This is a genomic window from Salinivibrio sp. AR647 (assembly GCF_001995415.1).
In the GTDB taxonomy this organism is placed as follows: Bacteria; Pseudomonadota; Gammaproteobacteria; order Enterobacterales; family Vibrionaceae; genus Salinivibrio; species Salinivibrio costicola.
Genome location: NZ_MUFE01000004.1, coordinates 79,434 through 92,077, shown reverse-complemented (window position 1 = coordinate 92,077; position 12,644 = coordinate 79,434). Strand labels below are relative to the sequence as shown.

General features: G+C 47.8%; 7 protein-coding genes. 6 read left to right on the top strand and 1 reads right to left on the bottom strand.

Translation table 11 applies throughout. The annotated features are described in order from the left end of the window. The first annotated feature begins 34 nt into the window (after positions 1-34). Entirely contained in the window at positions 35-691 is a 657-nt protein-coding gene (locus BZG76_RS06165; protein WP_077460561.1) for a hypothetical protein, read from the top strand. A 70-nt stretch (positions 692-761) separates the two neighbouring features. Here BZG76_RS06165 and pncB read toward each other — a convergent pair whose 3' ends face one another. Continuing rightward, complete coding sequence (gene pncB, locus BZG76_RS06160; RefSeq protein WP_077460560.1) at positions 762-1,934, bottom strand: nicotinate phosphoribosyltransferase; 1,173 nt, start codon at positions 1,932-1,934, stop codon at positions 762-764. Between the two features lie 363 nt (positions 1,935-2,297). Between pncB and pepN the strand changes: the two genes are divergently transcribed. From pepN to BZG76_RS06135, 5 genes are all read left to right on the top strand, one after another. Further along, positions 2,298-4,907, top strand: a complete 2,610-nt coding sequence (gene pepN / locus BZG76_RS06155) for an aminopeptidase N (protein ID WP_077460559.1) — start codon at positions 2,298-2,300, stop codon at positions 4,905-4,907. A gap of 107 nt (positions 4,908-5,014) precedes the next feature. Then, positions 5,015-5,233 (top strand): DUF2835 domain-containing protein, encoded by a 219-nt coding sequence (locus BZG76_RS06150; protein WP_021023225.1) that lies wholly within the window; start codon positions 5,015-5,017, stop codon positions 5,231-5,233. A 205-nt stretch (positions 5,234-5,438) separates the two neighbouring features. Then, positions 5,439-10,259: an NAD-glutamate dehydrogenase gene (locus tag BZG76_RS06145; protein ID WP_077460558.1), complete on the top strand. Its 4,821-nt coding sequence runs from the start codon at positions 5,439-5,441 to the stop codon at positions 10,257-10,259. Positions 10,260-10,325: 66 nt separating this feature from the next. Further along, on the top strand, positions 10,326-11,339 hold the full coding sequence (pyrD, locus tag BZG76_RS06140; protein ID WP_077460557.1) for a quinone-dependent dihydroorotate dehydrogenase: 1,014 nt from the start codon (positions 10,326-10,328) through the stop codon (positions 11,337-11,339). 138 nt (positions 11,340-11,477) lie between these two features. Then, positions 11,478-12,032, top strand: a complete 555-nt coding sequence (locus BZG76_RS06135; protein ID WP_021023222.1) for a cell division protein ZapC — start codon at positions 11,478-11,480, stop codon at positions 12,030-12,032. Positions 12,033-12,644 lie beyond the last annotated feature (612 nt).

The following is a 12,644-nucleotide window of genomic DNA, read 5'->3' as shown; positions in this document are numbered from 1 at the left end:
AGTAATAAGGCATCACCATCAGTAGGGGGAAGGTATGCGTTATTTCTACGGGATCACACTTGCCATGTTTATGGCATGGCCAGTGCATAGCGAGGATTTAGGGCGCTTTGACGTGCCTTTGCTGCTGGGGCAATGGTACTGGTTTAGTGAAGCAAGCGAAACATCAACCCCTCATCCTTATAAAGCAATTAATATCTCCTTTAACTCCCACTATGAATTTCGTATCGATATGTTACGTCGTAACGGAAAGCTGGAAACAGCGGCCGGCCAATATAGCGTTACTCAGCAAACACTGAGGCTTTATGATGAGAATGGCACGGATCAGGTACATGCTTATCAACTGAATCATCACCAGTTGCAATTACAGGGGGCTATCTTTACGAAGTTGCTTCCAGACAACCTGAGTGGTTTGTGGCGTTCAAACAGTATTGAAGGTGATGATGTTAGCGAAGACGTAGACGGTGTGTCGCTAAAGTTGCGTCCAGACTTTTTGTTTGCGATGCAAGTAAGAGGCGATAGTGGCCGTTCAGTGACCCATCGAGGCGTCTATTTGGTCGAGGGGGATCACTTAATGTTGATTTACAAAGAAGGGCGTCATTCGTCGCAATACCAACTGGCCGCTGATACTTTGCGATTAACCAATGATGTATTTGGTATGGAAGCGGTATTACAACGGCAACGCCAAGAATAGCAGTGTCAAGAATCGTTCAGCCCGTAAAAGTCGGTTATCGTCACGGCATTTTACGGGCCAAAGCCGTGATTCACGGCGACAAATTAAATGCGGCCTTTAGTGCCGATAAATGCGCCTCATCCTTACAAATCGCCTTGTTCGGTTCATCCGATATTTTGGCAACCGGTTTGCCTTGGCAGCTGGTCAGCTTGATCACCACATTTAGTGTTTTCACATTGGGTAGATCACAAGTCAGTTGTGTGCCAATCCCAAACGACGTACTCGCCTTACCTGCAAAGTGTTGATAAATGTGAATGGCTTTAGCCAGTGTCAAGCTATCTGAAAAAACGAGTGTTTTATCTTTGGGATCGATATGGTGGTGGCGATAGTGCGCAATGGCTTTTTCGCCCCAGATGATGGGATCGCCGCTGTCGTGACGTAAGCCACTGAATGCCTGAGATAGAGACGCATCAAGATCGCGCAAAAAGGCATCCATATTGATACAGTCGGTAAGGGCGATCCCAAGACTATTCGGATACTCGCGTAACCATACATTAAGCGCGAGCTGTTGAGAATCTGCTAGATCGCCCGCCAGTTGTTGGTGGGCTTGAAACCACTCATGCGCTTGTGTGCCAACCGGAGGAAGCCCTAGCTGTTTTGCTAACCAGCAATTCGAGGTCCCCTTTAGCGGTGGATAAACGGCGTGTAAACGCGTGACGATAGCCTGATGGACATCGTGCGAAAAACGACGGCGCGTACCAAAATCAACCAGATGGAAGTCATCCGAGTAGCCATCGACCGGTAAGTGTGCCAGTTTGTCGTCAAGGCGTGCTAAGGCATCCGCGACTCCCAATTCTGGATAGCAAGCGCGATTGCGTAGCTCACAGATAATCGCAAGCAGTGGCACTTCCCACAGAATAACGTCACACCATGGCCCATCGATATGCACAGCAAGTTGTCCCTCTTCAATGGACACCGTCACCTGTTGAGGGTTGAGCTGGAAGTGCGAGAGGTAGGCGAGAAAATCAGCCTGATACAAATCTAACGAGGCGAGATAATCAATCTCGTCCGCTTGGAAACGGAGTGTCCCCATGTGGTGAATATGGTCGATAAGCTGCTCGCGCAGATAGGCAAGGTTTTCATCACTGCGGCAATAAAAGTCCGCACTGACATGAACGTCAGGGTAATGATGAAAGACAGCCTGCTGCATATTCAGTTTATAAGCATCAGTATCCAAAAGCGATGTGATGATCGGATTGTGCATGCGTGAGGAACGCCTTACGGGTTACAAAACGAAATTGGCTTCATAGTACCGTAATTTTCAAAAAATTTAACCGTCGTCACATTATATTTCCGCATGGATTGGCAGGCTTCGTTGACATTTTGTTGCGCTTTTAACCACTACCGTTTGTTTTTAGTACAGCGACGTGTCTTTGTCTGTCTCCCATTGAGCGGGCGTTAATCCTTTGTCGCCATCGCGTTAAATGTAAACGCAAACATTTGATAACAAACTGTTAAACCTATAGTCATCTTTGCTCAGCCGCGGTATGGTATGGCATGCACATCGTCCTAAACGCGAATGAATACAATTCGTTGGCTGAGGTACACCCGATAAAAAGGAAATAACATGTCTCAACAACCTACCGCCAAATACCGTGATGACTACCGCGCACCGGACTTTACTATCACGGATATCAATCTTGAGTTCGATCTTGATCCGAATAAGACCCTGGTGACAGCAGTCAGTCAGGTAAAACGTCTTAATGAACGCGCGACGGATCTCGTACTCGATGGTGATGATCTGACTCTGGTGCGCCTGGATATTAATGGTGACACCTGGACGGCATACAGCGAAGAAGCGGGTAAATTGATTATTCGCGATGTCCCCGCCGCCTTTACTTTAACCATTCAAACCCAGCTAGATCCGGAGAATAACTCTGCGTTAGAAGGGTTATACATTTCTGGCGGTGCGTACTGTACCCAGTGTGAAGCAGAAGGCTTCCGTCGTATCACCTACTACTTAGACCGTCCTGATGTACTGGCGCGATTTACCACCAAAGTGATTGCGGATAAAGCGACGTACCCTTATTTGCTTAGTAACGGTAATAAAATGGCGGCGGGTGATCTTGATGACGGCCGTCACTGGGTTGAATGGCACGATCCCCATGCTAAACCAAGCTATCTATTCGCCTTGGTGGGCGGTGATTTTGATGTCTTGCGAGACACGTTTGAAACGCGCTCGGGGCGCAATGTCGCGTTAGAAATATTCGTCGATAAAGGCAATTTAGATCGTGCCGACCACGCCATGGTGTCACTGAAAAACGCCATGAAGTGGGACGAAGAGCGATTTGACTTAGAATACGATCTCGATATCTACATGATTGTTGCCGTCGACTTTTTCAATATGGGCGCGATGGAGAACAAAGGCCTAAATATCTTTAACTCCAAGTATGTGCTTGCCAATGCAGAGACGGCAACCGATACCGATTACCTGGGGATTGAAGCGGTGATTGGCCACGAATACTTCCACAATTGGACAGGCAACCGTGTTACCTGTCGGGATTGGTTTCAACTTAGCCTCAAAGAAGGGTTAACGGTTTTCCGTGATCAAGAGTTCTCCTCTGACTTGGGGTCGCGCTCCGTCAACCGCATCAGCAATGCACGCATCGTGCGTGGCCCGCAATTTGCTGAAGATGCAAGCCCCATGTCTCATCCAATCCGCCCTGAAAAGGTGATTGAGATGAATAACTTCTACACCCTAACTGTGTACGAAAAGGGTAGTGAAGTCATTCGTATGATGCACACCATTCTCGGTGAATCTGCTTTCCAAAAAGGGATGAAGCTGTATTTTGAACGCCATGATGGTACCGCATCGACCTGTGATGATTTCGTCCAAGCGATGGAAGAGGCATCAGGCATTGATCTTACCCAGTTCCGTCTGTGGTATAGCCAGTCAGGTACACCGGTGCTGACCGTTTCATCCACCTATGATGCGGCTACCAAGCAACTGGCGCTGCATGTGACACAGCACACGCCGGCGACGGCTGATCAGCAAGAAAAGCAGCCGCTGTATATTCCGCTCGATATCGAAATGTACCGTCAAGATGGCAGTGTGATTGAGTTACAGCGTCACGGAGAGTCGGTTTCTAACGTATTGGCGGTCACACAAGCAGAGCAAACCTATCTGTTTGATCATGTCGATGAGCAACCGGTCCTATCGCTACTACGCGAATTCTCAGCACCGGTTAAACTCGAATATGATTATCAGGACGATGAGTTGGCGTTCTTATTGCAGCACGCTCGGAATGACTTTGCGCGCTGGGATGCGGGCCAAAGCTTACTGGCTAAGCATATCAAAGCGAATGTAGCGCGTGTGCAAGATGACCAACCGATCGATGTGCCCTTATCCGTAGTTGATGCCTTCCGTGGTGTGTTGCTGAGTGACAATACCGATCCTGCCTTGATTGCTGAAGTGCTCAATTTACCTTCAGAGACAGAGGTAGCAGGTTGGTTTGAAACGGTCGACGTGGATGCTATTCACCAAGTGATGGCAGCGTTTAAACAGCAGTTTGCTGATCATATGGTGGATGAGCTTGCTGCTGTGTATCGTCAGTATGCACAAACGGATTATCAAATCACACACAAAGCGATGGGTGAGCGTGCCTTGCGTAATGCCTGTTTGAGTTACTTGGCCCATACAGAAAATGGCAATGGCTATGTTGAGCAGCATTATCAAGAAGCGCACAATATGACAGATACCATGGCAGCCCTGAGCGCAGCAAACAGTGCACAATTGCCTTGCCGAGAGCCGCTGATGAAAGGCTTCAGTGATCAGTGGCAGCATGATGGGTTGGTGATGGATAAATGGTTTATGCTGCAAGGCGCCAATCCAGCCGATAATGCGTTAGAGCAAGTAAAAGCGCAAATGTCGCACCCAGCATTTACGTTGAAAAACCCTAACCGTATACGGAGTTTAATTGGCGCATTTTGTAATCGTAACCCGGCACGTTTTCATGCTAAAGATGGTGCAGGGTATCGATTCTTAAAAGAGATCTTGGTGACGTTAAACCAGTCTAACCCGCAAGTGGCGTCGCGCTTGATTGATCCGCTATTGAAACTGGCGTACTACGACTCAGCGCGTCAACAGCAAATGCGTAATGTACTGCAAGAGCTCGCCGATATGGATAACTTGGCGAACGATTTGTATGAAAAAGTGGAAAAAACACTTGAGCAGTAACCAATAAGTTGGGATAAAATCAAGACGTACGACAAGTGAACCTCAAAAGCCGCCTGGTTGGGCGGCTTTTTAACGAATAAACTTATGAGCGGATTAAAAAGTGAACCATGGAGTACTTTTTTAGCGTCTATATTGCCTATTCTGAGTATCAGCATTACTACAGTGGTGCAGCTGCGAATGTGGTTGTGACCACGGACCAAGGGCTGCGCTTACAAATCCCGGCGTCTCGCTTTCGGCCTTTTCTTTCACAGCTTGGCATTAGGGGGCGTTTTAAACTGACGACGGACGCGCACCACCGCTTTCAATCGTTAATGCGCGTTGCTTAATAGGCGTTGGTTAAAGCCTCATCCAATCTCTAATTAAATAGCCACACCAGTCACATTCTCGCGAAAATCGCGTAAATCCAGCCGTTTATCTATAACGTTTTTGCTATCCAAGCCTTACACTAGACAGTGCGTTTGTTAACGCAATGTTTACCTCTGATGACGACTCACAATGATAATGTTCTAAAAAGGACAACGGAGTGCCAGAATGACCTCGCGTGACCCTATAGTACCAGTGTTACTTGAGAAGGTTTATCAACTCATCGCTGATAAACTCGATGATCCTCAACAACCACTTGTCGATGCGTTAGCCAAAAGGATATTGGGTCAAGTATCTGATGACGATTTGCAGGAACGCAATGAGTCAGATCTTTATGGTGCAGTAATGAGCTTATGGCACCATCTCAACACGTTTGAACAAGATAAAGTCTTTGTTAAAGTTTTTAACCCAAGCCTGAGCGGAAATGGATGGCAATCAACCCACACGATTGTTGAAATCCTCGCTCCAGATGCCCCCTTCCTTGTCGATTCTGTGCGTATGGCCCTTAATCGCTTAGGTATCACAACGCACTTGATGCTGAATAGCCCGATCAAAGCGCGCAAGAATGAGCAGGGAGATGTGGTCGGCATTGGCAGTGAGGACGGCCAATTCCAAAGCACGTTCCATATTGAAATCGACAAGATGTCAGATGACTCAGAGATGGCAGCACTTGAATCTGAGCTCTCTGAAACCTTGACCGATGTCGTAATGGTGGTGAACGACTGGAAGCCAATGCGCGCGCAAATGCTTGAGCTATTAGCATCATTAAAAGACACCCAATTACCGATTGATGATGAGCGCCGCCAAGAAGCTGTCGAGTTCCTAAGTTGGATCACGGACAATAACTTTACCTTTATGGGCTACAAGTGCTTTGACCTGGTTCCGGTTGAAGGCGATTACGAGCTTCGCGCAAGCAGTGACTGTGACGCACTAGGTTTAGCTAAAAAGCACAAATCCCCCCAGGCTCTGCGTTTATCCGAAATGCCTGAGTCAGCCCGAGCAGAAGCGCTGAAAAAAGAGCTGTTAGTGCTTACCAAAAGTAATGCGAAATCTCGGGTTCACCGTCCGGCTTATGTCGATTATATCGGGATCAAAAAGTTTGATAGCAACGGTAATGTGATCGGCGAGCACCGGTTTACTGGGCTCTATGCATCGTCTGCTTATAACCAGTCTACCGCTAGCATTCCGGTGCTGCGTAATAAAGTACGCCGTATCCTTGATAACAGCGGTTTTTATCGCGAATCACACGCGTGGAAAGCGCTGGCTAATATCCTAGAAAACTACCCGCGTGATGAGCTGTTCCAAGCGACAGAAGACGAAATGCGCAATGTGGGAATGGGCGTGGTACAAATGCAAGACCGCGACATGCTCCGTGTATTTGTGCGTCGTGATCCGTTTGGTCGTTTTTTTTCGTGCATGGTGTATATCACCCGAGAGCGCTATAACACCGAGTTCCGTCGTCAAACCCAGCGTATTTTTCAGCAATACTTTGGATCAGATCAGACGGTTGAATTTACCACTTTTTTCTCGGAAAGCCCGCTGGCGCGGACGCATTATATTGTCCGAGTGGAAAATAATAACTTCGATATTGATGTGAAAAAAATCGAACAAAACCTCACAGAGGCAGCGTCATCGTGGGATGATCGTTTACAAGAAGCCGTGATTGCTAATTTTGGTGAAAATCGTGGTACACCGATCGCGAAACGGTATTTGCGTGCGTTTCCGCGTTCCTACAAAGAAGCGATGTTACCAGGGTCAGCAGTGGCGGATATTGAGCGCCTAGAAGGGCTCAGTGATGACAATAAACTCGATATGTTGCTCTACAGGCCGCAAGAAGTTAGCCATCAATCTAATGCCATTAGCCTAAAGCTTTTCCAAAAGGGGGAGCCGATCCATTTATCGGATGTAATGCCGATGCTAGAAAATCTAGGGCTGCGTGTGATCGGCGAATCGCCGTATGAGGTTGAAACCAGCCAGGGGGATGTGTATTGGATTCTCGACTTCTCTATGTTGCACAGTGCGGGAGCAGCGTTTGATCTTGGTAATGCGCGCGATCGCTTCCAACATGCATTTGCCGACATTTGGCATGGCCGCTTGGATAATGACGGTTTTAACCGCTTGGTATTAAACGCGGGGTTATCCGGACGAGAAGTCACGATTCTACGCGCCTATGCTCGGTATATGCGCCAGATTGGCTTTCCTTTCAGTCAGGCGTATATCGAGGATACATTAGCTTCGCACCCGCATCTTGCTGGGTTCTTGGTCAGGTTGTTTAATCGACGCTTTGACCCTGCGGGTAAGCAAAACAAGCGAGAACGAGATGCGATTATTCACGAGATTGAAGAGGCACTCGACAATGTTGAGAGTTTGGATGATGACCGTATTATTCGTCGATACATGGAAATCATGCTCGCGACCATGCGCACAAACTTTTTCCAGAAAGATCCGGACAATGGCCAAGACAAACCCTATCTATCGCTAAAACTGCAAGCATCGGATATTCCGGATATGCCTAAGCCGGTTCCCGCGTTTGAGATCTTTGTTTACTCCCCCGATGTAGAAGGGGTGCACTTACGCGGTGGTAAAGTCGCGCGTGGTGGACTTCGTTGGTCCGATCGCCAAGAAGACTTCCGTACCGAAGTCTTAGGCTTGGTGAAAGCGCAGCAGGTCAAAAACACCGTGATTGTGCCAGTCGGGGCGAAAGGGGGCTTTGTCTGCAAGCGTCAACATCAGTTAACTGAGCGGGATGCGATCATTGCTGAGGGTAAGCGATGCTATCGAATCTTTATCCAAGGGTTACTTGATATTACCGATAACATTGTCGAAGGCACCTTGACGCCGCCTGACCATGTGGTCCGTCATGACGACGATGACGCCTATTTAGTCGTCGCGGCAGATAAGGGAACGGCAACTTTCTCTGATTTAGCGAACAGTGTCTCAGCGCAATATAACTTTTGGCTGGGAGATGCTTTTGCGTCCGGTGGCTCGAATGGGTATGACCACAAAAAAATGGGGATTACGGCCGCAGGTGCTTGGGAATCGGTAAAACGCCACTTCCGTGAAATTGATATTAACTGTCAAACCACGGACTTTACCTGTGTCGGCATTGGCGATATGGGCGGCGATGTGTTTGGTAATGGCATGCTGCTTTCCAAGCATATTCGCTTAGTCGCAGCGTTTAACCACATGCATATCTTTATTGATCCCGATCCAGATGCCGCGAAAAGCTGGGAAGAGCGCCAACGTCTCTTCAATTTGCCGCGGTCAACTTGGGAAGACTACGATACTCAGTTGATAGCCAAAGGTGGGGGGGTGTTTTCTCGCCGTGCGAAATCAATCACCTTAACGCCGGAGATACAAAAGCTGCTCGGCACCCGTAAGCAGACGATGGCGCCTAACGATCTGATTAAACAGATCGTAAAAGCCAAGGTTGATCTGCTTTGGAATGGCGGTATCGGCACCTATGTTAAGTCATCGAGCGAAACCCATACCTCGGTAGGTGACCGTGCTAATGATGGTTTGCGTGTCAACGGCAATGAAGTGGGTGCTCGTATCATTGGTGAGGGCGGTAACCTTGGCATGACCCAATTAGGGCGAATTGAGTATGCGCTTAACGGCGGTCGAGTGAATACCGACTTTATTGATAATGTCGGTGGTGTCGATTGCTCGGATAACGAGGTCAACATCAAGATCCTGCTTAATGGGCTGGTGGCGGCCGGTGATCTGACCATGAAAAAGCGCAATGAGTTGCTGGAGCGAATGGAAGACGAAGTGTCTGACATCGTGCTCGAGGATGCTTATAGTCAAAGTGAGTCGATCTCTGTCACCCATAACCAGCAGGCCGCTCTGTTAAAAGAGCAAATCCGGTTTATTCACTATTTAGAGAAAGAGGGTAAGCTCGATCGGGCGCTTGAATATCTGCCAGACGATGAAACCTTGTCTGAACGTAACTTGCGTGGCACCGGTTTAACGCGCCCAGAAATTGCTGTATTGGTTGCCTACGGCAAAATGGTTCTCAAAGAGCAGCTGGTTGTTGATGATGTCACGCAAGATGCTCACTTCGGACAGCTACTCCCTAGTTACTTCCCTAAAGAGTTACAACGTCACTATAGAGGCGAGATGGAATCTCATCCACTGCGTGGTGAGATCATTGCCACCGCACTGGCGAATCAAATGTCGAATGACATGGGTTTTAACTTTGTGACCCGCATGCAAGATGAGACCGGCGCCAGTGTGAGTGATATTGCTAAGTCTTATGCCATTGCCAGAGAGGTGTTTGGTTTTGAGCAGCTATTTGATGATGTGCGCGAGCTCGATAATCATGTGAGCGCCAAAGTGCAGTATGACATCATATTCCGCTGTCGCCGAATGTTACGCCGTGCAACCCGTTGGATGTTACGTAACAAACGCAAAGGAGAGAGTATTGAGGCTCAAGTTGGCTTTTATCGTCCCGCATTGCAAAACTTGGTGGATCACCTCGATCAGTATTTGGTTGAGGGTGAGATCACCGAGCATGATCAACAAGCGGAGGCATTGATAAAAGCGGGTGTACCTGATGCGCTTGCGAACAAGGTTTGTCGCCTGACGAGCGTGTTCTCGGGATTAGATCTTGCCCAAGTGTCAGAACAACTCGACAAGCCATTCGAGCTAGTGGCGCGCTTGTACTATGTACTGGGTGATCGTTTATCACTGCACTGGTTCTTGAAGCAAATCAATAACCAGCCGGTTGATAACCACTGGCAAGCGCTTGCCCGCGCCTCGTTCCGTGAAGATCTTGACTGGCAACAGCGCTTATTGACCGCTCGCATCGTTTCAGAGATGGATTCACAACACGATGCCGAGACAGGGTTAACGCAGTGGATGGATGATCATGCTGTAATCCTGAGCCGTTGGCAAAGCATTGTCGATGAGTTCAAAGTCGGTTCTATGCATGAGTTTGCCAAGTTCTCTGTCGCGCTGCGTGAATTGTCGTTACTAAATTTAAATTGAATTAGTGCGCCAATAACGCAATAATCTAGCCCCGTTTATAACGGGGCTTTTTTATTAGGAGGGATAATGCTATACCGCCTCGCCAGACCGGCTATCTTTCAGTTAGATCCAGAAAAAGCACACGACTTAACCATCAAAACGCTTTCCCGTTTCCATCACACACCGCTTCGCTTTTTATACTCTCAGCATCTTCCTCCTCGCCCAGTGACTGTCATGGGACTGCATTTTACCAATCCAGTAGGCTTAGCCGCAGGGTTAGATAAAAATGGTGAGTGTATAGAAGCGTTTGGCGCCATGGGGTTTGGCTTTGTGGAAGTGGGGACGGTTACCCCACGCGCCCAACCAGGTAATGATAAACCGCGCCTCTTTCGCCTTAAAGCGGCGGAAGGAATTATTAACCGAATGGGGTTTAACAATCATGGTGTTGAGGCCCTGATTGAAAACGTGAAACAGGCGAAAAATTTTACGGGTGTGCTCGGTATTAATATCGGTAAAAATAAAGATACACCCATTGAGCAGGGCACCGATGACTACATTGCCTGCATGCAAAAAGTATATCCGTATGCTGATTATATTGCGGTTAACATTTCCTCACCGAACACTCCCGGGTTACGAAGTTTGCAATATGGCAACATATTTGACGAGTTGCTCAGTGCGTTAAAAAAGGAACAAGGTCAATTAGCCGAAACACACGGCAAATATGTCCCCCTTGCAGTGAAGATTGCACCTGATTTAAGTTGTGATGAGATCCAACACGTCGCTGATAGTTTGGTTCGCCATAACATTGATGGCGTGATTGCGACCAATACGACGTTAGAGCGTTCGCTGGTGGATGGGATGCCGCACTACCGTGAAGCTGGTGGATTAAGTGGCCGGCCGGTACAGTTGAAAAGTACGGAAGTGATTCGTCAACTTCATCGCGCACTCAATGGAGCAATGCCGATCATTGGCGTTGGCGGTATTGACTCAGTGACAGCGGCACGTGAAAAGTTGGAGGCTGGAGCTGATTTAGTGCAACTCTATTCAGGACTTATTTATCAAGGTCCAGGCTTAGTGAAGCAAATCGTTCGTCATATTTAATTTAAAAAATAAAGTCTTAAGGCGAAAAGGGGGAGGGTTTCTTCCCTTTTTTTTTGCCCTCAACCCATTACACTTCAGTCAATGGCAGTCTTGATATCGCCAGACCCCCAGTTTTTGAGTCTTCGCGGGAGCTGAAGTATGTTAAAACCTAACAATGCATGGAGATGGTATTTCGATGATGCATCGACATCACTGATGCTCGATTTGGGTGATGACATGGTTTTTCGCGTGGCGATCAATGCCAAACATCTCATCCCTGATGCGTTCTCGACATCCCCATTTTCAGTTGAGGACGCATCGCTTTTTCAGTATCTGACAGATCCTCTGTCATTACTGTCACTGTCCGGGCCGCGCCGGGCAGAGCTTGCTTTGAACGCAGTGGCAGCCCATCGCTTCCACAAACCTGTGCTACCCAAAAGTTGGTTTTTTGAGACGCAACAAGAAACGATCGCCGCACCCGAGTGGGGGCAGATTGTCGAACTCACGAGCCAAACCGGGGACAGGGCGCCATTTATTATTATAGAAAACGCCGGTTCAGCCTCGCTATGCATGCTCGCTCGCGAAGCCGATTTTGAACTGAGCGCAAATAAAACCATGGCGTTTTGTGGTGCGATTAAAGTAATGAACGACCGGCTATCGCAATCTAAACACCAAACTAATAGCCAAAAAGGTCGCTTTGCGTTAGTGGGCTGAGTGGCTTTCACTCAGCTCACGTTTTCTTTTATCCAACCTTTCCCCTAGATTTGACGTCACTATTCCCACTTCTTTTTGCGCGATTAATGTTTCTGATACCAAACAGGTGCGTCTAAAACCTGTGATCTCTCTTCACGTTTGAGCAAAAAACGTGCACCAATAATGTCTAAAATTGGGTATTTTCGTCGCGTTTTTATCCGCTTTAACGGCAAATCTTTACCGCTTTTTCCTGTTTTACAGCAACAATTCTTTCCTTAACTGCCGCCTGGTATATACCAGTTTTTTAGGGTCTAACCTAATTCCTAGTGGGAAATAATCGAATTCTACACGCCTATCAACCCGCCATAACTCGCCTCTCAAGGCAAAGTGAATGCTTACACGTTATATTTTCTAACGCTCCATGCTAGACGTGGCGCGCCTTGATTAGGTCGTGTTTCCACCAGGAAACGTAGTCAGTCAGGGTTTGCTGAGATAGGATTCCTGAGGGAAACAATAATCATCGGGTGGTTGATTCTTTACAGAAACAGTGGGGTGGCGATTAATTCACCATTCAACGGAGATTGTTTCGCCTTGGGTCAACGGGGCGGGTCAGATTGATGTATAATCGGCGCC

Excerpts from the sequence above, each read along its gene's own strand:
- BZG76_RS06165 (WP_077460561.1), top strand. The coding sequence starts at position 35 with ATGCGTTATTTCTACGGGATCACACTTGCCATGTTTATGGCATGGCCA.
- pncB (WP_077460560.1), bottom strand. The coding sequence starts at position 1,934 with ATGCACAATCCGATCATCACATCGCTTTTGGATACTGATGCTTATAAA.
- pepN (WP_077460559.1), top strand. The coding sequence starts at position 2,298 with ATGTCTCAACAACCTACCGCCAAATACCGTGATGACTACCGCGCACCG.
- BZG76_RS06150 (WP_021023225.1), top strand. The coding sequence starts at position 5,015 with ATGGAGTACTTTTTTAGCGTCTATATTGCCTATTCTGAGTATCAGCAT.
- BZG76_RS06145 (WP_077460558.1), top strand. The coding sequence starts at position 5,439 with ATGACCTCGCGTGACCCTATAGTACCAGTGTTACTTGAGAAGGTTTAT.
- pyrD (WP_077460557.1), top strand. The coding sequence starts at position 10,326 with ATGCTATACCGCCTCGCCAGACCGGCTATCTTTCAGTTAGATCCAGAA.
- BZG76_RS06135 (WP_021023222.1), top strand. The coding sequence starts at position 11,478 with ATGTTAAAACCTAACAATGCATGGAGATGGTATTTCGATGATGCATCG.